This is a genomic window from Caballeronia sp. GACF4, from assembly GCF_023631025.1.
Classification (GTDB): Bacteria; Pseudomonadota; Gammaproteobacteria; order Burkholderiales; family Burkholderiaceae; genus Caballeronia.
In genome coordinates, this window is sequence record NZ_JALQDW010000010.1 from 132,910 (window position 1) to 158,245 (window position 25,336).

25 protein-coding genes and 1 tRNA gene are annotated in these 25,336 nt (G+C 62.2%); 13 read left to right on the forward strand and 13 right to left on the reverse strand.

Translation table 11 applies throughout. The annotated features are described in order from the left end of the window. Positions 1–35 precede the first annotated feature (35 nt). The 3 genes from NCR40_RS11425 to NCR40_RS11435 all read right to left on the reverse strand — a co-directional run bounded on the left by NCR40_RS11425 (position 36) and on the right by NCR40_RS11435 (position 5,297). The gene (locus NCR40_RS11425) at positions 36–3,041 is read right to left on the reverse strand and encodes a ribonucleoside-diphosphate reductase subunit alpha (protein ID WP_250509493.1); all 3,006 of its coding nucleotides are present in this window, start codon (positions 3,039–3,041) and stop codon (positions 36–38) included. 974 nt (positions 3,042–4,015) lie between these two features. Beyond that, positions 4,016–4,357, reverse strand: a complete 342-nt coding sequence (locus tag NCR40_RS11430) for a PP0621 family protein (RefSeq protein ID WP_250509494.1) — start codon at positions 4,355–4,357, stop codon at positions 4,016–4,018. A gap of 28 nt (positions 4,358–4,385) precedes the next feature. After that, on the reverse strand, positions 4,386–5,297 hold the full coding sequence (locus NCR40_RS11435) for a cytochrome C assembly family protein (RefSeq protein ID WP_244826274.1): 912 nt from the start codon (positions 5,295–5,297) through the stop codon (positions 4,386–4,388). A 121-nt stretch (positions 5,298–5,418) separates the two neighbouring features. Between NCR40_RS11435 and ffh the strand changes: the two genes are divergently transcribed. Together ffh and NCR40_RS11445 are read left to right on the forward strand one after the other, a co-directional pair. Beyond that, positions 5,419–6,786: a signal recognition particle protein gene (gene ffh, locus NCR40_RS11440; RefSeq protein WP_244826275.1), complete on the forward strand. Its 1,368-nt coding sequence runs from the start codon at positions 5,419–5,421 to the stop codon at positions 6,784–6,786. 115 nt (positions 6,787–6,901) lie between these two features. Then, positions 6,902–7,453, forward strand: a complete 552-nt coding sequence (locus tag NCR40_RS11445) for a hypoxanthine-guanine phosphoribosyltransferase (RefSeq protein ID WP_244826276.1) — start codon at positions 6,902–6,904, stop codon at positions 7,451–7,453. 46 nt (positions 7,454–7,499) lie between these two features. Here the strand turns inward: NCR40_RS11445 and NCR40_RS11450 are convergent, their stop codons facing one another. Both NCR40_RS11450 and NCR40_RS11455 read right to left on the reverse strand, forming a co-directional pair. Then, entirely contained in the window at positions 7,500–8,099 is a 600-nt protein-coding gene (locus tag NCR40_RS11450; RefSeq protein ID WP_244826277.1) for a MarC family protein, read from the reverse strand. A 1-nt stretch (position 8,100) separates the two neighbouring features. Continuing rightward, entirely contained in the window at positions 8,101–9,837 is a 1,737-nt protein-coding gene (locus NCR40_RS11455) for a proline--tRNA ligase (protein ID WP_250509495.1), read from the reverse strand. A 295-nt stretch (positions 9,838–10,132) separates the two neighbouring features. Between NCR40_RS11455 and NCR40_RS11460 the strand changes: the two genes are divergently transcribed. Beyond that, entirely contained in the window at positions 10,133–10,783 is a 651-nt protein-coding gene (locus NCR40_RS11460; protein WP_244826279.1) for an RNA pyrophosphohydrolase, read from the forward strand. On the opposite strand, the gene NCR40_RS11465 is transcribed toward NCR40_RS11460, so the two are convergent. Then, positions 10,784–10,930 (reverse strand): hypothetical protein, encoded by a 147-nt coding sequence (locus tag NCR40_RS11465; RefSeq protein ID WP_244828158.1) that lies wholly within the window; start codon positions 10,928–10,930, stop codon positions 10,784–10,786. Here NCR40_RS11465 and NCR40_RS11470 point away from each other — a divergent pair. Continuing rightward, positions 10,890–11,453, forward strand: coding sequence for a CNP1-like family protein (locus NCR40_RS11470; RefSeq protein WP_370652138.1), 564 nt, complete (start codon positions 10,890–10,892; stop codon positions 11,451–11,453). The two genes, NCR40_RS11465 and NCR40_RS11470, sit on opposite strands and share 41 nt — an antisense overlap. 92 nt (positions 11,454–11,545) lie before the next feature. On the opposite strand, the gene proB is transcribed toward NCR40_RS11470, so the two are convergent. The 4 genes from proB to rplU form a co-directional block, all read right to left on the reverse strand. After that, on the reverse strand, positions 11,546–12,664 hold the full coding sequence (gene proB, locus NCR40_RS11475; RefSeq protein WP_250509496.1) for a glutamate 5-kinase: 1,119 nt from the start codon (positions 12,662–12,664) through the stop codon (positions 11,546–11,548). A 49-nt stretch (positions 12,665–12,713) separates the two neighbouring features. After that, a complete protein-coding gene (gene cgtA, locus NCR40_RS11480) occupies positions 12,714–13,832 on the reverse strand; it encodes an Obg family GTPase CgtA (RefSeq protein WP_250465691.1) in 1,119 nt (372 codons plus the stop codon). 210 nt (positions 13,833–14,042) lie between these two features. Beyond that, the gene (gene rpmA, locus NCR40_RS11485; protein WP_014192314.1) at positions 14,043–14,303 is read right to left on the reverse strand and encodes a 50S ribosomal protein L27; all 261 of its coding nucleotides are present in this window, start codon (positions 14,301–14,303) and stop codon (positions 14,043–14,045) included. Between the two features lie 52 nt (positions 14,304–14,355). Further along, on the reverse strand, positions 14,356–14,667 hold the full coding sequence (rplU, locus tag NCR40_RS11490) for a 50S ribosomal protein L21 (RefSeq protein WP_244828118.1): 312 nt from the start codon (positions 14,665–14,667) through the stop codon (positions 14,356–14,358). A 247-nt stretch (positions 14,668–14,914) separates the two neighbouring features. Here rplU and NCR40_RS11495 point away from each other — a divergent pair, with 247 nt between their 5' ends. From NCR40_RS11495 to NCR40_RS11535, 9 genes are all read left to right on the forward strand, one after another. After that, a complete protein-coding gene (locus NCR40_RS11495; RefSeq protein ID WP_244826283.1) occupies positions 14,915–15,907 on the forward strand; it encodes a polyprenyl synthetase family protein in 993 nt (330 codons plus the stop codon). A gap of 41 nt (positions 15,908–15,948) precedes the next feature. Further along, positions 15,949–16,025: transfer RNA gene (locus tag NCR40_RS11500), tRNA-Pro, on the forward strand. A gap of 161 nt (positions 16,026–16,186) precedes the next feature. Continuing rightward, on the forward strand, positions 16,187–17,476 hold the full coding sequence (locus NCR40_RS11505; RefSeq protein WP_250509497.1) for an HlyC/CorC family transporter: 1,290 nt from the start codon (positions 16,187–16,189) through the stop codon (positions 17,474–17,476). A 74-nt stretch (positions 17,477–17,550) separates the two neighbouring features. Continuing rightward, positions 17,551–18,744, forward strand: a complete 1,194-nt coding sequence (locus NCR40_RS11510; RefSeq protein ID WP_250509498.1) for a GspE/PulE family protein — start codon at positions 17,551–17,553, stop codon at positions 18,742–18,744. Further along, positions 18,741–19,949, forward strand: coding sequence for a type II secretion system F family protein (locus NCR40_RS11515; protein ID WP_250509499.1), 1,209 nt, complete (start codon positions 18,741–18,743; stop codon positions 19,947–19,949). Before NCR40_RS11510 ends, NCR40_RS11515 begins: the two co-directional genes overlap by 4 nt. A 31-nt stretch (positions 19,950–19,980) precedes the next feature. Then, positions 19,981–20,892, forward strand: coding sequence for a prepilin peptidase (locus NCR40_RS11520; protein WP_250509500.1), 912 nt, complete (start codon positions 19,981–19,983; stop codon positions 20,890–20,892). A 16-nt stretch (positions 20,893–20,908) separates the two neighbouring features. After that, a complete protein-coding gene (gene coaE, locus NCR40_RS11525; protein WP_250509501.1) occupies positions 20,909–21,514 on the forward strand; it encodes a dephospho-CoA kinase in 606 nt (201 codons plus the stop codon). A 147-nt stretch (positions 21,515–21,661) separates the two neighbouring features. After that, a complete protein-coding gene (zapD, locus tag NCR40_RS11530; protein ID WP_244826289.1) occupies positions 21,662–22,417 on the forward strand; it encodes a cell division protein ZapD in 756 nt (251 codons plus the stop codon). Between the two features lie 67 nt (positions 22,418–22,484). Then, positions 22,485–22,676 (forward strand): DNA gyrase inhibitor YacG, encoded by a 192-nt coding sequence (locus NCR40_RS11535; protein WP_244826290.1) that lies wholly within the window; start codon positions 22,485–22,487, stop codon positions 22,674–22,676. On the opposite strand, the gene NCR40_RS11540 is transcribed toward NCR40_RS11535, so the two are convergent. Genes NCR40_RS11540 through argJ form a run of 3 tightly spaced genes read right to left on the reverse strand, consistent with a single transcriptional unit; the run spans position 22,673 to position 25,253 of the window. Beyond that, on the reverse strand, positions 22,673–23,116 hold the full coding sequence (locus NCR40_RS11540; protein WP_250509502.1) for an NUDIX domain-containing protein: 444 nt from the start codon (positions 23,114–23,116) through the stop codon (positions 22,673–22,675). The genes NCR40_RS11535 and NCR40_RS11540 overlap by 4 nt on opposite strands. 5 nt (positions 23,117–23,121) lie before the next feature. After that, positions 23,122–23,985 carry an ATP-binding protein gene (locus NCR40_RS11545; protein WP_244826292.1) on the reverse strand — a complete coding sequence of 288 codons (864 nt, stop codon included), beginning with the start codon at positions 23,983–23,985 and terminating at the stop codon, positions 23,122–23,124. 26 nt (positions 23,986–24,011) lie between these two features. Further along, positions 24,012–25,253 carry a bifunctional glutamate N-acetyltransferase/amino-acid acetyltransferase ArgJ gene (gene argJ / locus NCR40_RS11550; protein WP_284507755.1) on the reverse strand — a complete coding sequence of 414 codons (1,242 nt, stop codon included), beginning with the start codon at positions 25,251–25,253 and terminating at the stop codon, positions 24,012–24,014. Positions 25,254–25,336: the final 83 nt, after the last annotated feature.

Below are 25,336 nucleotides of genomic sequence, written 5' to 3' on the forward strand. Positions count from 1 at the left end.
TAAAGCCCTACCTGATCGAACCGCCAGCAACTAGCTTATTGACAAGCTTCGCACTCGTCGAAGCCGGGGTCGCCGGGACGCATCATGCAGACGGGACCATCGGCTTGCTGAGCCGCTTCAACCGGCACGGCAGCAGCCACCGCCGCCGCAGCGTTGAATCCGCCCGCCGCCGCACCGCCAACCGCGCCGCCGTTGAATCCGTCCGCACCACCGGCGCCAGCGGCACCGCTACCGCCATCGCCTGAAGGAACCGCGTTGAGCGCGCCGTGCGCCACCGTCGACTTCTCGACGTGCGTCGCCGCCATCGTGCGGAGATAGTAGGTGGTCTTGAGGCCGCGCAGCCAGGCGAGCTTGTAGACCTCGTCCAGCTTCTTGCCCGATGCGCCGCCCATGTAGATATTGAGCGACTGCGCCTGATCGATCCACTTCTGGCGACGCGCCGCCGCTTCCACCACCCACTTCGCGTCCAGTTCGAACGCGGTGGCGTAGATGGCGCGCAGATCGGCCGGAATGCGGTCGATGCGCGACAGCGTGCCATCGAAGTACTTCAGGTCCGACACCATGACTTCGTCCCACAGGCCGCGCGCTTTCAGGTCGCGCACCAGGTAGTCGTTGACCACCGTGAACTCGCCCGACAAGTTCGACTTGACGTACAGGTTCTGGAACGTCGGCTCGATACACGCCGACACGCCGATGATGTTCGAGATCGTCGCCGTCGGCGCAATCGCCACGCAATTCGAATTGCGCATGCCGTGCGTCGAGATGCGCGAACGCAGCACGGACCAGTCCATGGATTCTGACGTGTCGACTTCGACATAACCGCCACGCGCCTCGGCCAGCAACTGCAGCGTGTCCTGCGGGAGGATGCCGCGATCCCACAGCGAGCCGCGATAGCTCGAGTAACGGCCGCGCTCTTCCGCCAGTTCCGTCGACGCGTAGTAAGCGTAGTAGCAGACGGCTTCCATCGAACGATCCGCGAACTCGACCGCCTCTTGCGACGCATACGGCGTGCGCAGCAGATGCAGGCAGTCCTGGAAGCCCATGATGCCCATGCCCACCGGACGATGCTTCAGGTTCGAGTTACGCGCCTTCGCCACCGCGTAGTAATTGATGTCGATGACGTTGTCGAGCATGCGCATCGCCACGCTGATGGTGCGCTTGAGCTTCGCGTGATCCAGCGCGAGCGTGCCGTCCGCCTGTTTCGCCAGGTGCGCGACCAGGTTCACGGAACCCAGATTGCACACGGCGATTTCGTTGTCGCTCGTGTTCAGCGTGATTTCCGTGCACAGGTTCGACGAGTGCACGACGCCCACGTGCTGCTGCGGCGAGCGCACGTTGCACGGGTCCTTGAACGTGATCCACGGATGGCCGGTCTCGAACAGCATGCCGAGCATCTTGCGCCACAGTTGCGCCGCGGGCAGCTTCTTGAACAGCTTGATCTCGCCGCGCGCCGCTTTCTCTTCGTAAGCCGTGTAGGCCTTTTCGAAAGCCGCGCCGAACAGGTCGTGCAGGTCCGGGCAGGTAGCCGGCGAGAACAGCGTCCAGTCGCCGCCTTCGTGCACGCGCTTCATGAACAGGTCGGGAATCCAGTTCGCCGTGTTCATGTCGTGGGTGCGGCGACGGTCATCGCCCGTGTTCTTGCGCAGTTCCAGGAATTCCTCGATGTCCAGGTGCCACGTCTCCAGATACGCGCACACCGCGCCCTTGCGCTTGCCGCCCTGATTCACCGCGACGGCAGTATCGTTCACGACCTTCAGGAACGGCACGACGCCTTGCGACTTGCCGTTGGTGCCCTTGATGTGCGAGCCGAGCGCACGTACGCGCGTCCAGTCGTTGCCGAGCCCGCCCGCGAACTTCGAGAGCAGCGCGTTTTCCTTGAGCGCTTCGTAGATGCCGTCGAGGTCGTCGGCGACGGTCGTCAGATAGCACGACGAAAGCTGGGAACGGCGCGTGCCGGAGTTGAAGAGCGTGGGCGTGGACGACATGAAGTCGAACGACGACAGCACGTTGTAGAACTCGATGGCGCGCGCTTCGCGGTCGATCTCGTTGAGCGACAGACCCATTGCGACGCGCATGAAGAACGCTTGCGGCAGTTCGATACGCTTGCCTTCCGTGTGCAGGAAGTAGCGGTCGTACAGCGTCTGCAGGCCGAGATAGCCGAATTGCAGATCGCGGCTCGCGTCGAGCGCGGCGCCGAGACGCTTCAGGTCGAATTGCTGGAGCTTGTCGTCGAGCAGTTCGGCTTGCACGCCCTGCTTGATGAATTGCGGGAAGTATTCGGCGTAGCGCTCGCCCATTTCGGCTTGCGTCACTTCGCCTTCGAGAATTTCGCGGCGGATGGTGTGCAGCAGAATGCGCGCGGTGACCTGGCTGTACGCCGGGTCTTTTTCGATCATCGTGCGCGCGGCGAGGATGGCCGAGTCGTAGACCTGGCTCATCGGCACGCCGTCGTACAGGTTCTTCACCGTTTCGGCGACGATCGGGTCGGCAGAGACGGCATCGCCCAGATTGGCGCAGGCCGAGACGATCAGAGCCTTGAGCGCGTCCAGATCGAGCGGATGCGTGACGCCGTTGTCCACCACGTTGATGCCGCTCGCGTTCGCCCGGACTTCCGGCGCGTGCGCGCGCTCTTGTGTGCGCTTCTCGCGATACAGCACATAGGCACGCGCGACGTTGTGCTCGCCGCCGCGCATCAGCGCGAGTTCGACCTGATCCTGAATGTCTTCGATATGGAACGTGCCGCCATGCGGACGGCTGCGCACGAGCGCGCGCACGACGGCTTGCGTCAGTCGGTCGACGAGTTCGCGCACGCGAGCGGACGCCGCGCCCTGACCGCCGTTCACGGCGATGAACGCCTTCGTGACCGCGATGGCGATCTTCGACGGCTCGAACGACACCACGCTTCCGTTGCGGCGGATGACTTTGTAGTCCGCGTACGTCGTGTTCGGCGCGAGCGCTGGCGCGCCCGATGCATTGGCGCCGCCCTGCGGCCGCGCGGATGCGCCTTCGAAGGAAGTCGTGGCGTTCTCGGTGGTTTGCATGTGCAAAACTCCTGATGTTCGAATGGTGCGGATGGTCCGCGGATTTATCACTTATGCCGCGCGCGTTTGCCGTCGTCGTTGAACCGATGCGACACGCGCGATGTTTGGCGGTAAAGCCAGGCTGAATACAGCAGGCTCGGAACACGAATCGCGCAAAAAATAACGCCGATAACGGCCCGCATTGTTTCTGGCGTCTCATGCGATGCCCGCGTTGGCGCGCGGTGTCGGTCGACGCGATTTCACGTTTCAACTCGCGTTCCGACTCACGTTCACTTGCATGCCTTCTTCACGGTGCTTCTTGCTGGCGCTCGATACCCCCGATGCCCCATTCCTCGCAGATGGAAGCGTCGCGCGCACCGCCCCGGGCCAGCCAACTTCTCTTACGCCGGAAAGCCGACGGCGCCGGCTCATTAGAGCGGGCGCCGCCTCAACAACACAAGATATAGTGCAAAGTACGTCTTTCGGCACCAAGTATAGTGGACTTTCGCACAGTCTCAAAAAGTTTTATTTGCTCTGACCATGCGCTCACGGGGTTGACTTTTGCTGCGTCAAAGCACGGCAAGGGATCGGGCGTGAGCTTGCTGCGGCGCAGCGAGACGGAGCTTCCGCGAGGCGTTTATAACGAAGTCAAGATGTGTGGACAGGCGTGAATCGGGCGCGTGATTGCGCTATACGCGAAGGCCGATTTGAGTCTTTGCGCGTGCGGGACGTTCACGCCGATGCCATCCTGGCGATGCAGGCGTTAGCAGTCGGCGAGAGTTTAGATGTATGAGACTGCGCTCGCCGCACTAAAGACGCTGCAAACCGCATCTCACGTTCACGGTTGGCTAAGTAGCCGCCGCATGCGCTTAGTGCGTGTCAAGGGAGGATGACCGTGCTTACCGCAGCACGGCCTTTGCGGGAACAGCGCGCCTTTCCAGTCTGCAAGACATCCTCGACGTGAGGCGGCGCATGTTCGTTTCGGCACCGAAGGCTCAACGCGCGTCACGCCCTCGCGGGCTCGCGGCATGACGTCGCGCGTGTTCATCGCAACAAAAGCGCTGTCCCGCCACCACGATCGACTCGCTGCGTGGCGTATGCACGCCGCATTGCACGCAGCGGATGAGCGGATCGGTGAGCTGCGGAGCATCGCTCGCAGCGGCGCCGCCACGCGTGCGGCGCGCACCAGCGGCACCCGCAGCGCCCGATGAGCCCGCCGGGCCGCTTCCCGCCGACGAACGCGCATCGGCTTGAGCGCGCTCGTTGGCGCGGCGCAGTTTCTTCAGGAGCCATTGGGTCACGAAGAAGAGCGCGATCAGAAGAATGAAGTTTCGCATCGACTTGAACAGGTTGGAAATGCCGCGCTCACACCACTGCGCGATGCAGCAGCACTTCGAAGACGAACCGGCTGCCCACGTAAGCCAGCAGCAACGCGACGAACGAAGCGAGCACCCAGCGCAAGGCAGCGCGTCCGCGCCAGCCGGAAACGCGTCGCGCGGTCAGCAGTGCGCCGAACATTACCCAGGAAAGGAACGCGAACACGGTCTTGTGATCAAGACGCAGCGCGCGATCGACCAGTTGCTCGTTGAACGCGATGCCCGACACCAGCGTCAGCGTAAGCAGCACGAAGCCAGCCGCGATCAATCTGAACAGCAGCTTTTCGAGCGTAAGCAGCGGCGGCAAGGTATCGAGCCAGCTCGCGAGCCAGCCGCCATTGGCCGCATGACGCGTGTTGAGGCCGCGCATGCGCTGCAGCCGGCGCTCGAGCAGCAACATGAGCACCGCATGCAGCGCCGCGATGGCGAACAGCCCATAAGCGATATTGGCGATCAGAAAATGCAGCTTGAACATTGGCGCGGCGGAATACGAAAGCACGCGCACGCCGCCGAACAGAAGCGGCAGCAAGGACGCCACGCAAGCGAGCGGCAACACGAGCAGACGCAGGCCGTCGAGCGGAAAGAAGAAGCTTTCGATCCAGTAGATGCCCGCGCCCAGCCAGAACATGGCCGAGAGCGCGAACGCGAAGCCGAAGATCATCGCGTTCTGCGGAAAGATGGTGGTGTGCAGCAGAACGCCATGCACCAGCAATGCCACTAATAATAAAGCGCGCCCGACACCGCTCATGCCCGATGCGCGCGACGTCGATGTCATCGAGCCTACGCCCGCAGGCACGCCCGCCAGCGCCGGTTCGACGGCGGTATGACGATGCGCGCGCCACCCCGCCACGGCTAGTCCGCCGTAGAGAAGCGCAGTGAGGGCATACAGTACAATATCCATGTTCGAAGTTTACACTAGGCCCCGGTTCCGCGACGCCTTCACCCTTGCGCCAGCATAGTGCGCAGCGCGGTGAGCGCGCCATGTCACTGTGAATTCTGGGCCGCATTCTATAGCGCTCCCCATGCTCGACAACCTCACTCAACGGATGGCGCGCGTCGTCAAGACGCTGCGCGGCGAGGCCCGCCTCACCGAGGCCAACACGCAGGAGATGCTGCGCGAAGTGCGTCTCGCGCTTCTCGAAGCAGACGTGGCGCTGCCGGTCGTGCGCGAATTCATCGCCAAGGTGAAGGAAAAGGCGCTCGGCGAGGAAGTCCTATCGAGCCTTTCGCCGGGCCAGGCGCTCGTCGGCGTCGTGCAGCGCGAACTGACTGCCGTGATCGGCGGCGACTACGAAGGCAAGGCCGCCGAACTGAATCTCGCGGTCACGCCGCCCGCCGTCATCCTCATGGCCGGCTTGCAGGGCGCGGGTAAGACCACGACCACCGGCAAGCTCGCCAAGCTGCTGCGCGAAAAGAGCAAGAAGAAGGTGCTGACGGTTTCTGTCGACGTGTATCGTCCGGCGGCTATTCGTCAGTTGCAGACGGTGACCGAGCAGGTCGGCGCGGACTTCTTCCCGTCCGAGCCGGATCAGAAGCCCGCGGATATCGCGCGCGCGGCAATCGACTGGGCCAAGCGCCACTACCATGACGTTGTGATCGTCGACACGGCCGGCCGTCTCGGTATCGACGAAGCCATGATGAAGGAGATCAGCGAGCTACACGCGCTGCTCAAGCCCGCCGAGACGCTCTTCGTCGTCGACGCCATGCTCGGTCAGGACGCGGTCAACACCGCCAAGGCGTTCAACGACGCCCTGCCGCTCACCGGCGTCGTGCTCACCAAGCTCGACGGCGACTCGCGCGGCGGCGCGGCGCTCTCCGTGCGTCATGTCACCGGCAAGCCGATCAAGTTCGTCGGCGTCGCGGAAAAGCTCGACGGTCTCGAAGTGTTCCATCCGGATCGCATGGCGAACCGGATTCTCGGCATGGGCGACATTCTCGCGCTCGTCGAGGAAGCGCAGCGCGGCGTCGACACGCAAGCCGCGCAGCAACTCGCCGACAAGGTCAAGAAAGGCGGCGACTTCGACCTGAACGACTTCAAGGCGCAGCTCTCGCAGATGAAGAAAATGGGCGGCCTCTCTTCGCTCATGGACAAGCTGCCCGCGCAGTTTCAGCAAGCGGCGCAAGGCGCGGACATGAACAACGCCGAGAAGCAGATGCGTCGCATGGAAGGCATCATCAATTCCATGACGCTTCAGGAACGCGCGAAGCCCGAGCTCATCAAGGCCGCGCGCAAACGTCGTATCGCGGCGGGCGCGGGCGTGCATGTGCAGGAAGTCAACCGCATGCTGAACCAGTACGAGCAAATGCGCGGCATGATGAAGAAGCTTAAAGGCGGCAACCTGCAAAAGATGATGCGCGGCATGAAGGGCATGATGCCCGGCATGCGCTAGGCGCGACAGAACAGGCCCGCGCTCGCGCCGAACGCCGCGAGGAGCGCGGGTTTATCATAGGGCGCACGCCGCCGTTTCTTTCCACACTAAGTAGTCCGCCTCCCCGCTTCCCTCTATGAATCGCGAAGAAGCTCTCCATATTTTCAGCCACTCCGAAGAGATCGTTTCGGTCGAGGCCGTCAACGCATCGATCGAACGCATGGCTGCAGCCATCAAGGCGGCAACGAGCGACGATTTCCCGCTCGTGCTTTCGGTCATGGGAGGCGCGGCCGTTTTCACCGGCATGCTGCTGCCGCATCTCGACTTCCCGCTCGAGTTCGACTACATCCATCTGACGCGCTATCGCAACGCCATCAAGGGCGGCAGCGAAATGCAGTGGCGCGTGGCGCCGGCCGAATCGGTGAAAGATCGCGTGGTGCTCGTACTCGACGATATCCTCGACGAAGGCGAAACCATGGCTGCTATCCGCGACCGCATCATGGCAATGGGCGCGAAGCAGTTTCTGTCGGCGGTGCTGTGCGAGAAGATCATCCCGAAGGCCAAACCGCTGCGTCCTGATTTCTGCGGCTTCGAAGTGCCGGACCGTTATGTGTTCGGCTGCGGCATGGACGCGAAGGGTTATTGGCGGAATCTGCCGACCATTCGCGCGCTAACCGAAGGCGCATGAGCGTTCGTTCGGTAGTCAGTGAAAAAAGCGGCCGAGGCCGCTTTTTTCATAGCTGATGCACGAAGGTCCGTATGCCCGTGAGCATCATCTCGACCGAAATGGCCACGAGCACGAGCCCCATCAAGCGCTCGAATGCCGTCACCGCGCGCTCGCCGAGCCAGTGTTGAATCTTCTCGGCCAGCACGAGCACGATGGCGCACACGACCATGGTGACCGTGAGCGCGCCGATCCATTCCAGCATCTTCCCCGGCGCTTGCGATGTCAGCAGCATTACCGTGGCAAGCGCGGACGGTCCCGCAAGCGCGGGAATGGCGAGCGGCACGATAAGCGGTTCGCCGCCGCGCGAGTCGCCGCCCATCGGGCCGTCAGGATGCGGAAAGATCATCCGCAGCGCGATCAGAAACAGCACGATCCCGCCGCCGATACGCAACGACAGATCCGTCAAGTTCATCGCGCGCAGGAAGCGGTCGCCGGCCAGCATGAACACCAGCAGGATCACGAACGCAATCGCCACTTCCCGCAAGATCACGACGCGACGCCGCTCGATAGCGACGCCGCGCAGTGCGTTGATGAAGATTGGAATATTGCCGAGCGGATCGGTAATCAACAGAAGCAGAATCGTCGCCGACAGGAAGTTGTATTGCACGTTACTTCGCGAGCGCCTCACGAATTTTGGCCGTCACCATGCCCGCTGCCTCGTCCACCGGCACGAGCGTGGCTTCGGTATCGCGGCGCGCCTGATATTCCAGCTTGCCGTCCTTGAGCCCGCGATCGCCAATCACGATGCGATGCGGCACGCCGATCAGTTCCCAGTCCGCGAACATCACGCCCGGGCGCTCACCGCGATCGTCGAGAATTACGTCGAGGCCGGCTTCCTGCAAGGTCGCGTAGAGCTTGTTGGCCTGCTCGCGCACGGCTTCGCTGCGGTCGTAGCCCATCGGGCAGATCACGACTTCGAAAGGCGCAATGGCTTCCGGCCAGATGATGCCCTTGTCGTCGAAGTTCTGTTCGATGGCTGCGCCCAGAATACGCGTGATTCCGATGCCGTAGCAGCCCATCTGCATGGGCGCGGGCTTGCCGTTTTCGTCGAGGAAGGTCGCGCCCATCGAATCCGAGTATTTGGTGCCAAGCTGGAACACGTGGCCCACTTCAATACCGCGACAGATTTCGAGCGTGCCCTTGCCGTCCGGCGAGGGATCGCCCGCGACGACGTTGCGGATATCCGCGACTTCCGGCTCGGGCAGATCGCGGCCCCAGTTCACGCCGGTCGTGTGGAAATCCACTTCGTTCGAGCCGACCACGAAGTCGCTCATGTTCGCGACCGTGCTGTCGGCGATCACGCGCACCGGCTTTTTCGTGCCGATCGGGCCGAGATAGCCCGGCGGCGTGCCGAACCATTCGACGATCTCCGCTTCCGTCGCGAAGCGATAACCCTTGAGGCCCGGCAACTTGCCCGTCTTGATGTCGTTCAACGAATGGTCGCCGCGCAGCATCAGAAGCCAGATGGTCGGCTCGGCGCCTTCGTTGTCGGTGGCGAGAATGATCGACTTGATCGTGCGCTCGAGCGGAATGCCGAGATACTCGGCGACGGCTTCGCACTTCGCCTTGCCGGGCGTCGGCGTCTTTTTGAGCTCTTCGGCGGGCGCGGCGCGCGTGGCGATGAGCGGCACGCCTTCGGCAGCCTCGACGTTCGCCGCGAAATCCGAAGCCGGGCAATACGCGATGTCGTCCTCGCCCGTCTCGGCGATCACGTGGAATTCATGCGAGCCGCTGCCGCCAATCGAACCGTTGTCCGCCGCGACGGCGCGAAACTCCAGGCCGATGCGCGTGAAGATGCGCACGTAGGCATCGAACATTTTCCGATACGACTCGGCGAGGCCGGCCGTGTCTTTATCGAACGAATACGCGTCTTTCATGATGAACTCGCGGCCACGCATGACACCGAAGCGCGGGCGGATTTCATCGCGGAACTTCGTCTGCACCTGATAGAAGTTCACCGGCAACTGCCGATAGCTCTTGATTGCGCTGCGCGCGATCTCGGTCACCACTTCCTCGTGCGTCGGGCCCATGACGAAGTCGCGGTCGTGACGGTCCTTGAAGCGCAGCAGTTCGGGGCCGTATTGTTCCCAACGTCCCGATTCCTGCCACAGTTCGGCGGGCTGCACGGCGGGCATCAGCAGTTCGAGCGCGCCCGCGCGGTTCATCTCTTCACGCACGATGGCCTCGACCTTGCGTACCGAACGCAGGCCGATTGGCAGGTAATCGTAAATGCCGCCCGCGACGCGACGGATCATGCCGGCGCGCATCATGAGCTTGTGGCTGACGATTTCGGCCTCGGAGGGCGCCTCTTTCAGGGTGCCGATGAAGAAACGGGATGCTTTCATTCGAGTTTTCCAAATGCGCCACGCGCTTCGAAAGCTCTGGCTCTCGAAACTGGCGATACGTGTGAACGACGGGACGGACGACGACTTTGTACGGAGCAGAGGCAGCGCGTCGATGCGCTACTTCGGCCAACGGAAGAAGATTTTGCCGCACGCGGAGTGCTCTGGCAAAAAGTCGCTTATGCGTGCTTCGAACCCGGGCTAATGACGAAGGCCGGTTCCGCGGGTTGATTCCAATACGCCGTGCCCGTTATCTGTTTATAATCAAAGCAATTTTAAAGGATTCGAAGGTGGTTGTATGCTGGATCGTGAAGGCTTTCGCCCGAACGTCGGCATCATCCTCTTGAACGCGCGCAACGAAGTGTTTTGGGGTAAGCGGCTGCGTGAACATTCCTGGCAGTTTCCGCAAGGGGGCATCAAGTACGGTGAGACCCCTGTGCAAGCGATGTATCGGGAGTTACACGAAGAAACCGGCTTGCTTCCGGAGCACGTCAAGGTCGTCGGTCGCACGCGCGACTGGCTGCGTTATGAGGTGCCGGATAAGTTCATCAAGCGCGAAGTGCGCGGACATTATCGCGGACAGAAACAGATCTGGTTTCTGCTGCGCATGGTGGGACGCGACTGTGACATTTGCCTGCGCGCGACGGACCATCCGGAATTCGATGCCTGGCGCTGGAACGAATACTGGGTCCCGCTGGATGCGGTAATCGAGTTCAAGCGTGACGTTTATCAACTGGCTCTGACCGAGCTATCCCGCTTCTTGCGGCGTACCAACTCCCGCGTCGAACGCGGCGAGCGCGTCGCGCATCACGGACCACGCTATCCACGCGTCGTCCAGACGATGACGATCGAAGCACCTGCCGTAACCGTCGCTGGCAACGAGGTTCAGGCAGAATGCACGATCAGCGAGGAAGTGCATATCATCGTGCAGCGGTCTTCGTGCGACTGATCACTGCGGTTCTTCTTTTACTTTGACACTGAGCACGGCACGGCGAGCAATTCGCCGTGCTGTTGCCGTATGCGCACCTGTTTTCGGGAAGATCGAATTGAAAGCCATTGGTTCATTTGCGTTGTCCGCTGCGGTATCCGTGGCCATGCTGGCCACGCTCGCTGCCTGCTCCAGCAACAAAGGCCCGTCCACTCAGGACGATGGCGTCTTCACCTATCTGCTCGACCAGAAGCCGGAGTGGACCGAGGAAAAGGTCGATACGCTTCCGCCGCTGCCCGAGGCCTCGAATCTGCTTGCGTTCAACGTGTCGCAGAATACGCCGCTGATTTTCGCCGTCGACAAGACTTCGCTTTCGGTCGGCAAGGATGGCGTCATTCGCTACGTGATCGTCGCGACGAGCCCGAGCGGCGCGCGCAACGTGAATTACGAAGGCATTCGCTGCGATACCTACGAATGGCGCCGCTACGCGAGCATCAACGATAACGGTACGGCTTGGGATCGCGAGGTCGCATTCGACTTTCGCCGCATAGAAAATGGCGAATTGAATGCGTATCAGGCGGCGCTGTATCAGGATTATTTCTGCACGAGCAAACTGCCGGTCGGCACGGCCAAGCAGATCGCCAGCAACATTCAGTACAAGCGCACACAGAGTTCCATCAACGTGCGCTGAAGTTGCGTTGACGTTGCGTTGAGTTGAGTTGCGTCGAACGTGCGCTCATGCGAAAAGGCCCGCTTTCACGCGGGCCTTTTACGTATCAAGTCTCAGACGAGCACCAGATTATCGCGGTGAATCAGCTCCGGCTCCAGCATATAGCCGAGCACCGTTTCGATCTCGCCGCTCGGCCGCCGATGAATCAGCCGCGCTTCTGAACTGCTGTAATTCGTGATACCGCGCGCCACTTCGCGTCCTTCGTCGTCCAAACAGGCGATGACTTCGCCGCGATCGAACGCGCCCTTCACGTCGATCACGCCGATCGGCAGCAAGCTCTTGCCTTCGGCTGTGACCTTCTGAACCGCGCCGTTGTCGATCACCACGTGACCGCGCATTTGAAGGTGATCCGCCATCCACTGCTTGCGCGCCGCAATGCGCGCCGTACGCGCGATGAGTTGCGTGCCGATCATCTCGCCGGAAGCGAGCCGCGTGAGCACATCGGCTTCGCGGCCGCTTGCGATCACCGTGTTCGCGCCGCTATGCGCCGCGCGCTTCGCCGCGAGAATCTTCGTCAGCATGCCACCGCGTCCGAGGCTCGAACCCGCGCCGCCCGCCATGGCTTCGAGTTCTGGCGTGCCGGCGTCCGCCTGTCCGACGAGCGTCGCGCTCGGGTCCTTGCGCGGATCGGCGGTAAAGAGGCCGCGTTGGTCGGTGAGAATGACGAGCGCGTCGCCTTCGATCAGATTCGCCACGAGCGCGCCGAGCGTGTCGTTGTCGCCGAACTTGATTTCGTCGGTGATGACCGTGTCGTTCTCGTTGATGATCGGCACCGCGCCCAGACGCAGCAGCGTGAGCAAAGTGGAACGCGCGTTCAGATAGCGCTCGCGGTCGGCCAGGTCGGCGTGCGTCAGCAGAATCTGCGCGGTGCGAATGCCGTGCGCGCCGAAGCTGCTCTCGTAGACCTGCGCGAGCCCCATCTGCCCGACGGCGGCGGCGGCCTGCAATTCGTCGATTTCGCGCGGACGCTTGGTCCATCCAAGCCGATGAATACCCTCCGCGATCGCGCCGGAACTCACCAGCACGACTTCCTTGCCCTGCTCGCGCAAGGCCGCGATTTGCGCCGCCCAGCGATTGATTGCCGCATGATCGAGCCCGCGCCCGTCGTTGGTAACGAGGCTGGACCCTACTTTCACTACGATTCGCTTCGCAGCGGCGATGACCGAACGCATCGTGCGCATTCTCCTCGGATGTCGCGGCCCACGCGGGCGGGCCGTGTCGTTACTCTTCGTCTTCGTCTACGTCTTTGTCTGCTTGCTCTTTCACAGGCGTGTCGCGAAAGCGCACGTCCGCCGCGAGATCCTCGGCCTCGGCCGCGCGCGACGCGTCCGAGTTCTGCGAAATGTAGTCGTAGATTGCGTAGATGAGCGCCTCGCAACCCTGACCGGTCAGCGCCGAAATCTCGTACACCGGCCCGGTCCATTCGAAACGCTCGACGAAGTCGTCGATACGCGCGCGACGTTCGTCTTCCGGCACCATGTCGAGCTTGTTCAGCACGAGCCAGCGCGGCTTTTCGTAGAGCGACTCGTCGTATTTGCGCAGTTCGTTGACGATGGCCTTCGCCTCGGCAACGGGATCGACGTTTTCATCGAACGGGGCGAGATCGACCAGATGCAACAGCACGCCCGTGCGCTGCAAGTGACGCAGAAAGCGATGCCCAAGCCCCGCGCCTTCCGCCGCGCCTTCGATCAGGCCGGGAATGTCCGCGATCACGAAGCTCTTGCTCGGACCCACGCGCACCACGCCGAGATTCGGCGCAAGCGTGGTGAAGGGATAATCGGCGATCTTCGGCCGCGCGTTCGACACCGACGCGATAAACGTGGATTTCCCCGCGTTCGGCATGCCGAGCAGACCGACATCCGCGAGCACCTTCAGCTCGAGCTTGAGCATGCGGCGCTCGCCCGGCTTGCCGTCGGTCTTCTGACGCGGCGCACGGTTCGTGCTCGACTTGAAATGTAGATTACCGAGGCCGCCCGAGCCGCCTTGGGCAATCAGAATCTGCTGATTGTGTTCGGTCAGATCGGCGATGAGTTCGCCCGTGTCCTGATCCGTGATGATGGTGCCGACCGGCATGCGCAACGTGATGTCGTCGCCACCTTTGCCGTAGCAGTCCGCGCCGCGACCGTTTTCGCCGTTGCGCGCCTGATGCTTCTTCGAGAACCGGTAGTCGATCAGCGTATTGATATTGCGATCCGCAACCGCGTAGACGCTGCCGCCGCGACCGCCGTCGCCGCCGTCCGGTCCGCCGAACGGGACGAATTTTTCGCGGCGCATCGACGCGCTGCCATCTCCCCCGTCGCCGGCGATGACTTCAATTCTCGCTTCGTCAATGAACTTCATGCGTTGCTCCGTCCCGTGTTTCTGCTCGATGAGACCGAAACTTGCATTGAAGCTCAAGTTCCGGTCGAGATACTATTTTGCCGTGACTGACGTGCGCCAGCCACGGTGATGAAGAATTCCTGGCGATGCGGCGTTTCGCGCATCCAAAAAACAAAAGGCCCCGCGAACTTCGCGGGGCCTTTGTCGGTCCTGAAGCCCGTGCAGTAAAACTTAAGCTGCCGGGACGACGACGACCGTGTGCTTTCTTGCTGCGCCCTTCGTCACGAACTTGACGTGACCGTCGGCCAGCGCGAACAGCGTGTGATCCTTGCCGATGCCGACGTTTTCACCCGGGTGCATGCGCGTGCCGCGCTGGCGAACGATGATGCCGCCTGCGTTGATTGCCTGGCCGCCATAAACCTTCACGCCGAGGCGTTTCGATTCTGAGTCGCGGCCGTTGCGGGAAGACCCGCCTGCTTTTTTGTGTGCCATTTGATTAGCTCCTTAACCGATTTCCGCGTAACGATAACGATGCGACCACGCCTTAGGCGTTGATCGCGTCGATGCGCAGTTCGGTGTAGTTCTGGCGATGGCCAGCGTGCTTTTGGTAGTGCTTCCGGCGACGCATCTTGAAGATGGTCACTTTGGCATGACGACCTTGGGAGACCACGGTAGCCTTGACGGAAGCCCCACTGACCAGCGGCGCACCGAACTTAATCGATTCGCCTTCGCCTACTGCGAGAACCTGGTCGAGCGTGATTTCAGCGTCAATGTCTGCCGGTATCTGTTCTACTTTCAATTTTTCGCCAACGGCAACTTTGTACTGCTTGCCGCCGGTTTTTATGACCGCGTACATTGAGAACCTCACTCTGAATTCATTTTTCCACGCACCGCGCGAGGAAAACACGAGATTATACATAGGGTTAGAGGCTTCGTCAAAACGCATTGACAATCCCGTGCGTTGTGCATGACGGCGCGATCCTCGGCGAAAACAGTCCGATTTGACGCCGATTTCGCGGGCAAACGCCTCCGATGCTCGCGCCCGACACGCGTGGTGAGTCGGATTCGCCTTATAATCCGCCGCATCACCTTATTAGCCGATCATGTCGTCCACCGCCACTTCCCCTCCCAACGCCGCCGCACTGCTTGCCCCGATCGCCGAGGACATGCAGCAGGTCAATCGCGTCATCCGGCAGCGCCTGGCATCAGAAGTGATGCTCATCAACCAGATTTCCGAGTACATCATCGGCGCGGGCGGCAAGCGCTTGCGGCCGGCGCTCTTGCTGCTCGTCGCGGGCGCGCTCGGGGACACGACGGGGCACCGGCATGAACTGGCCGCCGTGGTCGAGTTCATTCATACGGCGACGCTTCTGCACGACGACGTGGTCGACGAATCCGACCTGCGTCGCGGCCGCAAGACGGCCAATGCGCTCTTCGGCAATGCCGCGAGCGTGCTGGTCGGCGACTTCCTGTATTCGCGCTCGTTCGAAATGATGGTGACCGTTGGCAAGATGCGCGTGATGGAGATTCTATCCGTCGCGACCAACGTCATCTCCGAAGGCGAAGTGCTGCAGCTTCTGAACATGCACGATCCGGACGTGGACGAAGCGCGTTACATGCAGGTGATCCGCTACAAGACGGCGAAGCTTTTCGAAGCGGCGGCCCAGCTCGGCGCGGTACTTTCAGGCTCTGACGCGCGCACGGAAGCAGCGGCGGCGGAATTCGGCCGGCGCATCGGCACCGCGTTTCAGATCATGGACGACTGGCTCGATTACACCGGTACGCCTGAATCCATGGGCAAGAATGCCGGCGACGACCTGCGCGAAGGCAAGCCCACGCTGCCGCTCATCTATTTGATGGAGCACGGCACGCCGGAGCAAGCGACACTCGCGCGCGAGGCGATCGAGCAAGGCGGCACGGATCGATTCGATACGATCTTCCACGCCATTACGACTTCCGGCGCGCTCGATCACACGCTTGAGTGCGCGCGCAAGGAAGCGCACGCTGCGGCAAGCGCGATTTCTTCGTTTCCAGATTCCATTTACAAAGAAAGCCTGATAGAATTATGTTCTTACTCGACGTCGAGGCAGTCTTGAAAGAGACTAAACCGCCTCTAAAGTCCAGGTAAAAACAAATTCGGGGTGTAGCTTAGCCTGGTAGAGCGCTACGTTCGGGACGTAGAGGCCGGAGGTTCGAATCCTCTCACCCCGACCAGAATTGCTGAAAAACCCGCATGGTCCGCCATGCGGGTTTTTTGTTTTGCGCGGCTGATTTACGCGTCTGCCATGGGTCCGCCAAGCGCGTGCACGCAGCAGGCAAGTCAATAAAACCGTCTGTTATAGTCGTCCCCATCACCGCCCCTACTCGATCAACGCGTGGACAACCTTCCTTTATGGGCGCAATTTTGCGCCATCTTTCTGCTGCTCATTCTTTCCGGTTTTTTCTCGATTTCTGAAACGTCGATGATGGCGCTCAATCGCCATCGGTTGAAATTCCTTGCTAGTCAAGGATCGCTGCGCGCGCGCACCACGCAAGGACTGCTCGCCAAGACCGATCAACTGCTTTCGGTCATTCTCATCGGCAACAACCTGATCAATACGATCATCCCGGTTCTCACCACGTCGATTGCGCTCAAGACTTTCGGCCACAACAACATGGTCCTGTCGATCACGACGGGCATGGTCGCGTTTCTCATCATCGTGTTCGCGGAAATCGCGCCGAAAATCGTCGGCGCGACGTATCCCGAAAAAGTCGCGCTGCCCGCGAGCCTGATCCTTTCGCCGCTCATGCGCATCGCGCGGCCGCTCGTGTGGTTCGTGAATCTTTTCGCCAACGCCATTCTGAGCGCGTTGCACATCAACACGAAAGGCGGCCGCGATCAGCGCATTTCGCCGGAAGAATTGCGCACCATCGTGCTGGAATCGGGCAGTTTCATGCCGACCAAGCACCGCAGCATCCTCCTGAATCTGTTCGATCTGGAGAACATTTCCGTCGATGACGTGATGATCCCGCGCCGACGCATTGAAGCGCTCGACTTCGATGCGCCCTTCGACCAAATTCTGCATCAGCTCGAAACCTGCTATCACAATAAGCTGGTGGTGTTTCAGGGCGATATCGACCGCGTGCTAGGCGTGCTCCACGTGCGCAAGACCTTGTCCGCGCTGCATAACCAGGAACTCGAACGCGAGACGCTGCGCGCGCTGCTCGCCGAGCCTTACTTCGTGCCGACCGGAACGCCCGTGTTCCAGCAGCTTCAGTACTTTCAGGAAAGCGGCCAGCGAATCGCGATCGTCGTCAACGAATACGGTGAATTGCAGGGGCTCGTGACGCCGGAAGACATCATCGAAGAACTGATCGGTGAATTCACGACGACGATTCCGCGCGGCGCGGGTTCGCGCGGCGGCTGGGACGACAAAGGCGAGTGCATCGTGGCGGGCAGCATGCCGCTGCGCGAACTCAACCGCTGGCTCAAGCTGACCCTGCCGACCGATGGCCCCAAGACGCTCAACGGTCTGATCCTCGAAACGCTGGAGGACATTCCGGACGGCGACGTGTCGGTGCGCATCGCGGGCGTGTATTTCGAAGTCATGCGCAGCGACGATCAAGCCATCCGCACGGTCAAGATTTTCCGCCCCGTCGCGCCGGTCAAACGCCCACAGCGTTAGCCATTCGGACGACTACGCACGCGCCATGCGCCGCGAGATGATCGGAGCCTTCCGACATCGACCGGCTCACGCGCATGAATTCTCCCTTTCGCCTTGCTTCTACCGCCGATCCGGCACCCGATTCCCCTTCCGATCAAGACGCGCCCGCGGTCACGCTCGTCGCCGATACGCTGCGCGAAGCGGCTTCGCGCGGCGCGTCCGATGTCCACATCGAGCCGGGCGAGCATGGCTGGCGCGTTCGTTTGCGTGTCGATGGCGTGCTCCATGTGTTGCGGCATCCGCCGACGCATCTGCGCGATGCCGTTATCACGCGAATCAAGGTGCTGGCGCGGATGGATATCGCCGAGCGGCGCGTACCGCAGGACGGGCGGCTGCGTCTCGCGCTGGCGGGCGGGCAGATTGGCGACTATCGCGTGAGTTCGCTGCCGACCGTGTTCGGCGAAAAGTTGGTATTGCGCAGGCTCGACGCGCTGCCGCCCGCTCTTTCGCTCGATGCCCTCGGGCTCGATGCGCAGCAAAGCCGCACGGTCGAGTCCGCCATTCGCGCGCCGCATGGTCTCGTGCTCGTGACGGGTCCGACCGGCAGCGGCAAAACGCTCTCGCTCTATTGTTTCCTGCAGATGCTCAACGCCGAGGCGCGCAACATCTGCTCGGTCGAGGACCCGGTGGAGATTCAACTCGCGGGCATCAATCAGGTGAACGTGCGCGACAAGGCGGGGCTCAACTTCGACGTCGCCTTGCGCGCGTTCATGCGGCAAGACCCGGACATCGTGATGGTCGGGGAAATCCGTGATGCCGAAACCGCCGACGTCGCCGTGAAAGCCGCGCAGACCGGCCATCTCGTGCTCTCGACGCTGCACACCAACGACGCGCCCGCGGCTATCGCACGGCTGATCGATATCGGCGTCGCGCCGTATAACCTCGCATCCGCGCTGCGGCTCGTCACCGCGCAAAGGCTCGTGCGCAAGCTGTGCGAAGCGTGTCGCGCGCCCGCGCCACTTACGCTAGATGACGGCATCCGGCCGTTCGAACCGCGTGGGTGTCCGGCGTGTCATGGCATCGGATATCGCGGGCGCGTCGGCGTGCATCAAGTAATGCCGGTTTCCGATGACATCCGCGAACTCATCGTCGGACGCGCGGCGACGCACGCCATTGCCCGCACAGCGCAACTGCACGGCATGCCCGCCTTGCGCGATGCCGCTTTCGCACGCGTTCGCGAGGGCGTGACGAGCGTCGCGGAAGCCACCGAGGCCACGGAAATCGCATGATGCGCGACGAATCCACGGACACGCGCTTCGCGTGGCGCGGCGTCGATGCCGACGGCCGGCGCCGCAGCGGCAAGACCATCGCCGCCGATGCCGCGTCGGCGCGCGCGTCGCTTCGGTCCAACGGCGTGATCGTCATCGGGCTGGAGGCACTCGGCCGGGCCCCGGCGCCGCGCACGAAAGGGATCGAGATCACGGTCTTTACGCGTCAGCTCGCCGGTTTGCTGCGCGCGGGACTGCCGCTCGCAAATGCGCTCGACATGCTATCCAATGCCGGTTCGCGCGGCGGATTGGCGCGTCTCATGCGCACGCTCGCCCGCGACATCACACGCGGCGTGCCGTTTTCGGCGGCGCTAGCGCGTCATCCCGCTTCGTTCGATGCGCTGTATTGTCAGCTCGTCGCGGTCGGCGAAGTGGCGGGCGCGCTGCCTGCCGTACTTGGACGTATCGCCGATGACCGCGAGCGCAGCGCGTCGCAACGCGCGAAGCTGCGTGCCGCGCTGACCTATCCGGCGATGGTGCTACTGCTGTCGCTCGCGATCACGGCGGGGCTTTTGATCGGCGTCGTGCCGACCTTCAAGACGATCTTCGACGGCTTCGGCGCCGCCCTGCCCGCGCCGACCCGCTTCGTGCTCGCGCTATCGGACGGCGTCGCGCGTCATGGCGTGCCGTTCGTGGTGGTTTGCGCGTGCGTGGCGCTGATCAGCATACATCGGCTGAAGCGGTCACCGCAGGCGCGACGGCGCGCGGATCTCGCCGCGCTGCGTTTGCCGCTCGCGGGTACGTTGCTGCGCTCGCTTGCGGTGGCGCGCTGGAGCCGCGCGCTCGGCACGCTGCTCGCGGCCGGCACGCCACTCTCCGACGCATTCGATTCGCTCACTCAGGCCACCGGAAATCGCGTGTTCGACGACGCCACCGTGGAGATCGCCGTGCGTCTGCGGCGCGGCGAGCGTCTCGCGGCCGCCATGCGCGCGCTGCGGTGCTTCCCCGATGACGTCGTGCAGCCGATCGCCGTCGCCGAGGAATCCGGCTCGCTCGACGCCATGCTGCTCGATCTCGCGAGCCTTGCCGACCGGCAGGTGGACGATCGCATCGGCACGTTTGCGAGTCTGTGCGAACCCGTGGTGATCGCCGTGCTGGGCGCGCTCGTGGGCGGTCTCGTCATCGCGATGTATCTTCCCATCATTCAGCTCGGCAACGTGGTGTAGCATCGCGGGCCAAAGCCATCGTTTCACTAACATGCAGCCTTTGTTCGATCCATCCGCCGTTCATTACGCCAGCCGCTATTTCGCGGCTTTTGCCGCGCTTCCGTACGCCGTTCAGTACGGCTTCGCCATCGTGTTCGGCCTCGTGATCGGCAGCTTTCTCACCGTCGTCGTGCACCGCTTGCCGGTCATGCTCGAACGCGCCTGGCGCGCCGAAGTCGATGCAGCGCTTCCAAATGCTCCGCAGCCCGAAGGCGATTCCTACCCTAAACGCTTCAACCTCGCCGTGCCGCGCAGTGCGTGCCCTCATTGCGGTCACGTCCTGCGCGCGTGGGAAAACATTCCCGTCGTCAGCTATCTCGCTCTGCGTGGAAGATGCGCGTCATGCGGCGCGCGCGTGAGCCCGCGTTACCCGCTGACCGAACTGACGACGGGCACGTTCGCCGCGCTTTCGCTCTACGCGTTCGGACCGGACTGGCCCGCGTTCGCCGCGTTCGGGCTGTGCGCGACGCTCTTGGCGGCCAGTCTCATCGATTACGACACGCGCTATTTGCCCGATGTGCTGACGCTGCCTCTGCTTTGGGCCGGGCTCATCGTCAATTTCGGCGCGGGCGGGTTTGCGACGCTGCACGATGCCGTGACCGGCGCCATCGCGGGCTACCTTTTCCTGTGGTGCGTCTATTGGCTCTTCAAACTCGCGCGCGGCGTCGAAGGCATGGGCTACGGTGACTTCAAGCTACTCGCGGCTATCGGCGCGTGGCTCGGCTGGGAAGCGCTTGCGCAGGTCGTGCTGATCTCGGCGGTTGCGGGCGCGGCCTTCGGCATCGTGGCGACGTGGCGCGGGCGCATGCGCTTCGAAGAACCGCTGCCGTTCGGGCCGTTCCTCGCGGCGGGCGGCGCGATCACGCTTTTTATCGGTACGCCGCTTTATGCTTTGTTCGGATGACGACAAGGAGCCACGGATGTTCAGCATCGGTCTGACGGGCGGCATCGGCAGCGGCAAAAGCACGGTCGCTGACCTTTTCGCGGCGCGCGGCGTGCCGCTAGTCGATACCGATCTCATCGCGCATCGGGTGACAGCGCCGGGCGGCGTCGCAATGCCGCTTATCGCGAATGAGTTTGGCCGAGAGTTCGTTGCAACCGACGGCTCCCTCGACCGCGCGAAAATGCGCACGCTCGTCTTCTCCGACGATACCGCGAAGGCCCGGCTCGAAGGCATCGTGCATCCACTGATTCGCGCGGAGACCGAGCGTCAGCGGCAGGCTGCAACGGGCGCGTATCACATCGTCGTCGTACCGCTTCTGGTGGAATCGGGCAACTGGAAGACGCGAGTGTCACGCGTGCTGGTGGTCGATTGCCCGGTGGAAACGCAGATCGCGCGCGTCATGCGGCGTAATGGCTTTGCGCGCGAACAAGTGCTTGCGATCATTGCGAAGCAGGCAACGCGCAAAGCACGCCTCGAAGCAGCGGACGATATCGTCATAAACGATGAAACATCCACGCTGGACACGCTCGCCCGTCATGTCGACACCTTGCACGCCCGCTATCTCGCGCTGGCGTCCGAATGAGCGTTCATTGCGGCCGGCATGGGCGAAATTATCGAAATGCTTCGAAATCGACCTAAATGTGGCGCGATTTGCTAGGGTAGGGATGCAGCATTAGAATGTCCTGACTTCCCTGCCGGGGAAGCAACCGACCTACGCCGAGGCGAGCGCTTGATCCTTTACGAGTATCCCTTCAACGAGCGAATCCGGACGCTGTTGCGTCTCGAAGACCTGTTCGAGCGCTTCACGTTCTTTCTGACTCAGGAAGATCCGCGGGAGCATCATGTCGCGTTGATCACGCTCTTCGAGATCGCCGAAGTCGCGGGCCGTACGGACCTCAAAGCCGATCTCATGAAGGAACTGGAGCGTCAGCGTCAGACGCTTGCGCCCTTTCGCGGCAATCCCGGGATCGAACAAGAAGCGCTGGAAGCGGTGCTGGGCGAGATCGAGCAGACGCTCGCGGGCCTTGCGGACATGCACGGCAAGACCGGCCAGCATCTTGCGGACAACGAGTGGCTCGCGAGTATTCGTAGTCGTACGATCATTCCCGGCGGTACGTGCAAATTCGATTTGCCCTCGTATTACGCGTGGCAGCAGTTGCCGGTGGAAGAGCGCCGGCAGGACATCGCCAAATGGGTCATGCCCATGCTCGCTTTGCGCGACGCCGCCGCCATCGTATTGCGGCTTGCGCGCGAATCCGGCCAGGCGTCTAAAGTCATGGCCATGCAGGGCAGCTATCAGCAGATGTTGTCCGGCAGAACGTATCAACTAATGCAGGTGCGGGTGTCGCAAGAAGTTCGCGTGATTCCCGAAGCAAGCGCAAACAAGTACATGCTGTGGGTGCGTTTCACCGTGCAGGACGGCGATCTCAAGCCGCGCGCCGTCGATGTCGACGTGCCCTTTCATCTGACGCTTTGCAGCCTTTGAACCCGAGCATTTCCGTTTCGTATCGAGGATAGATCGAAGCCCGCTCCATTCGTTACGTCTCATCGTCATGACCACTGTCGTCAAATGCCCGACCTGCGCCAAGGAAGTTCGCTGGGTACCGGAAAACCGTTTTCGTCCGTTCTGCTCTGAGCGTTGCAAGCAGATCGATCTGGGCGCCTGGGCCACCGAAAAGTACAAGATCGGAGGCAACGCCCAGGAAACGCCGCCTGACGACGACACGCGCGGCAGCCTGAACTAGGCTTCTTCGGCGAGCCATTCCAGAATGGGAATCGCTGCGGGTAGCAGCGGCGCCACGTCCACCGGCAGAGTCTGCCAAGAGATAGCCTGCCCTTCGCGCCCGAGCGGCTCGCCCTTCCACTCCGTCACCTTGCAGAAAAACAGCCGCACGTAGGCATGCGGATAATCGTGTTCGAGCGTGCGCCAAAGTTCACAGGCGACCACGTCAATTCCCAGCTCTTCATGCAACTCCCGGCCAAGCGCAGCCTCGACGCTCTCTCCTCGTTCCAGCTTGCCTCCCGGAAATTCCCAGTAACCTTCGTATGGCTTGCCCGGCGGACGCTGCGCAAGCAGATAGCGCCCGTCCGGCTGAACCATGACGCCGACGGCCACTTTCGTCACCTTGCGGCCATCGGGCGCAAGGTCGATGGTCGCCTCGTTCTTGTGCCTGGCGTCGGTCATGTCCGTCATTGCTTGCGTCCCGACCAGTCGCGCGCGAACTGCCATGCGACGCGGCCCGAACGCGAACCGCGCTCGAGCGCCCAGACGAGCGCATCGCCACGAGCGCCGGCAATCTCGGCTTCATCGACGCCGAAATGCTTCAGCCAATGGCCGACGATCGCCAGATAATCGTCCTGCTTGAATGGATAGAAGCTCACCCACAGCCCGAAACGCTCCGACAGCGAAATCTTTTCTTCGACGACTTCGCCCGGATGAATCTCGCCATCGGACGTGTGCTTGTACGTCTCGTTTTCGCTCATGTACTCGGGCATCAAGTGACGGCGATTCGACGTCGCGTAAATGAGCACGTTGTCAGACTGCGCGGCAACAGAGCCGTCGAGCGCGACTTTGAGCGCCTTGTAGCCAGACTCGCCTTCCTCGAAGGAAAGATCGTCGCAGAACACGATGAAGCGTTCCGGTCGCGTCGAAATGAGATCGACGATGTCGCCAAGGTCGTGCAAATCGTCTTTGTCGACTTCAATCAGACGCAGGCCGTCTTTCGAATATGCGTTCAGGCAAGCCTTGATGAGCGACGATTTACCCGTGCCGCGCGCGCCCGTCAGCAACACATTGTTGGCGGGCAGCTTCTGCACGAACTGGCGCGTATTCTGTTCGATCAGGCCTTTCTGACGGTCGATGTTCTGGAGATCATCCAGCGCAATCTGCGAAACAGCCGTCACCGGCTGCAAATAGCCGCGCCCCTGGCGCTTGCGCCAGCGAAACGCCACTGCGGATTCCCAGTCGATTTCCGGCGCCGCGGGCGGCAACATGCCTTCGATGCGCGCCAGCACCGCTTCGGCGCGCGTGAGGAATTGTTCGAGCTTGTCCATGGTGTCTTTTTCTTGGGCGCGCCGGATCAGGAGCGATAGTCGGCGTTGATGCTCACGTAATCGTGCGAAAGGTCACAGGTCCAAACGGTGGCTTGTGCGTCGCCACGGCCGAGCAGCACGCGAATCGCGATCTCGCTCTTTTTCATCACGCGCTGGCCGTCTTCCTCGCGATACTCGGGGTTGCGCCCGCCCGCTTTCGCGACGAGCACGTCGTCGAGGTAAAGATCAATCTTGCCGACGTCGAGGTCCGCCACGCCCGCATAGCCGATTGCCGCGAGAATACGCCCGAGATTAGGGTCCGACGCATAGAACGCGGTCTTCACGAGCGGTGAATGGCCGATTGCATAAGCAATCTGGCGGCATTCCGCGACGTCCTTGCCGCCTTCGACGGTGATCGTCATGAACTTGGTCGCGCCTTCGCCATCGCGCACGATGAGCTGCGCCAGTTCTTGCGCGACGGCAGTGACTGCATCGCGCAAAGCGGCGTAAGCGGGTGAATCCGTCGATGTGACTGCCGGCAGGCTCGATTTGCCCGACGCGATCAGAATGAATGAATCGTTGGTCGAGGTATCGCCGTCGATGGTGATGCAGTTGAACGAGCGATCCGCAACGTGCTTCACCAGTTCGTCGAGCACGGGTTGCGCGACGTTGGCATCGAAGGCGAGGAACCCGAGCATGGTGGCCATGTTCGGCTTGATCATGCCCGCGCCCTTGCTGATGCCCGAAAAGGTCACCGTGTGGCCGTCGATCCGAACCTGACGCGACGTGGCTTTCGGCAGCGTGTCCGTGGTCATGATGGACTGCGCGGCTTCGAACCAGTGCGCGGCCTGCTGATTGGCCAGCGCGGCAGGCAAGCCCGCTTTCAGACGATCGAGCGGTAGCGGCTCGAGAATCACGCCCGTGGAGAACGGCAGGATCTGCTGCGCGTCGAGGTTCGCGAGGCGCGCAAGCTCCGCGCAAGTCTCGCGAGCGATCACGAGGCCCGGCTCGCCGGTGCCCGCATTCGCGTTGCCCGTGTTGATGACGAGCGCGCGAATGCCCTTGCCGCCCGCGCGAACGGCTTCGAGATGCTCGCGGCAGACGATTACCGGTGCGGCGCAAAAACGATTTTGCGTGAACACGCCCGCCACGGTCGCGCCTTCATCGACGCGAATGACCAGCACGTCCTTGCGATTGGGCTTGCGAATGTTCGCCTCGGCCCAGCCTAGCGTGACGCCGGCGACGGGATGAAGCGCTGCGGGATCGATCGAGGGGAAATTGACGGCCATGTTCGCGACTCAGCTGTAGGTGACGCGTGCCGGTGAGAAGACCAGGCCGGCACAGGATGAAGGACTGACGCGCGCCGGGAGCG

Excerpts from the sequence above, each read along its gene's own strand:
- NCR40_RS11545 (WP_244826292.1), bottom strand. The coding sequence starts at position 23,985 with ATGGACAAGCTCGAACAATTCCTCACGCGCGCCGAAGCGGTGCTGGCG.
- cgtA (WP_250465691.1), bottom strand. The coding sequence starts at position 13,832 with ATGAAGTTCATTGACGAAGCGAGAATTGAAGTCATCGCCGGCGACGGG.
- NCR40_RS11430 (WP_250509494.1), bottom strand. The coding sequence starts at position 4,357 with ATGCGAAACTTCATTCTTCTGATCGCGCTCTTCTTCGTGACCCAATGG.
- NCR40_RS11425 (WP_250509493.1), bottom strand. The coding sequence starts at position 3,041 with ATGCAAACCACCGAGAACGCCACGACTTCCTTCGAAGGCGCATCCGCG.
- NCR40_RS11465 (WP_244828158.1), bottom strand. The coding sequence starts at position 10,930 with ATGGCCACGGATACCGCAGCGGACAACGCAAATGAACCAATGGCTTTC.
- NCR40_RS11460 (WP_244826279.1), top strand. The coding sequence starts at position 10,133 with ATGCTGGATCGTGAAGGCTTTCGCCCGAACGTCGGCATCATCCTCTTG.
- NCR40_RS11495 (WP_244826283.1), top strand. The coding sequence starts at position 14,915 with ATGTCGTCCACCGCCACTTCCCCTCCCAACGCCGCCGCACTGCTTGCC.
- argJ (WP_284507755.1), bottom strand. The coding sequence starts at position 25,253 with ATGGCCGTCAATTTCCCCTCGATCGATCCCGCAGCGCTTCATCCCGTC.
- NCR40_RS11520 (WP_250509500.1), top strand. The coding sequence starts at position 19,981 with ATGCAGCCTTTGTTCGATCCATCCGCCGTTCATTACGCCAGCCGCTAT.
- rplU (WP_244828118.1), bottom strand. The coding sequence starts at position 14,667 with ATGTACGCGGTCATAAAAACCGGCGGCAAGCAGTACAAAGTTGCCGTT.
- NCR40_RS11455 (WP_250509495.1), bottom strand. The coding sequence starts at position 9,837 with ATGAAAGCATCCCGTTTCTTCATCGGCACCCTGAAAGAGGCGCCCTCC.
- coaE (WP_250509501.1), top strand. The coding sequence starts at position 20,909 with ATGTTCAGCATCGGTCTGACGGGCGGCATCGGCAGCGGCAAAAGCACG.
- ffh (WP_244826275.1), top strand. The coding sequence starts at position 5,419 with ATGCTCGACAACCTCACTCAACGGATGGCGCGCGTCGTCAAGACGCTG.
- NCR40_RS11515 (WP_250509499.1), top strand. The coding sequence starts at position 18,741 with ATGATGCGCGACGAATCCACGGACACGCGCTTCGCGTGGCGCGGCGTC.
- NCR40_RS11510 (WP_250509498.1), top strand. The coding sequence starts at position 17,551 with ATGAATTCTCCCTTTCGCCTTGCTTCTACCGCCGATCCGGCACCCGAT.
- NCR40_RS11535 (WP_244826290.1), top strand. The coding sequence starts at position 22,485 with ATGACCACTGTCGTCAAATGCCCGACCTGCGCCAAGGAAGTTCGCTGG.
- NCR40_RS11540 (WP_250509502.1), bottom strand. The coding sequence starts at position 23,116 with ATGACCGACGCCAGGCACAAGAACGAGGCGACCATCGACCTTGCGCCC.
- NCR40_RS11435 (WP_244826274.1), bottom strand. The coding sequence starts at position 5,297 with ATGGATATTGTACTGTATGCCCTCACTGCGCTTCTCTACGGCGGACTA.
- NCR40_RS11445 (WP_244826276.1), top strand. The coding sequence starts at position 6,902 with ATGAATCGCGAAGAAGCTCTCCATATTTTCAGCCACTCCGAAGAGATC.
- proB (WP_250509496.1), bottom strand. The coding sequence starts at position 12,664 with ATGCGTTCGGTCATCGCCGCTGCGAAGCGAATCGTAGTGAAAGTAGGG.
- rpmA (WP_014192314.1), bottom strand. The coding sequence starts at position 14,303 with ATGGCACACAAAAAAGCAGGCGGGTCTTCCCGCAACGGCCGCGACTCA.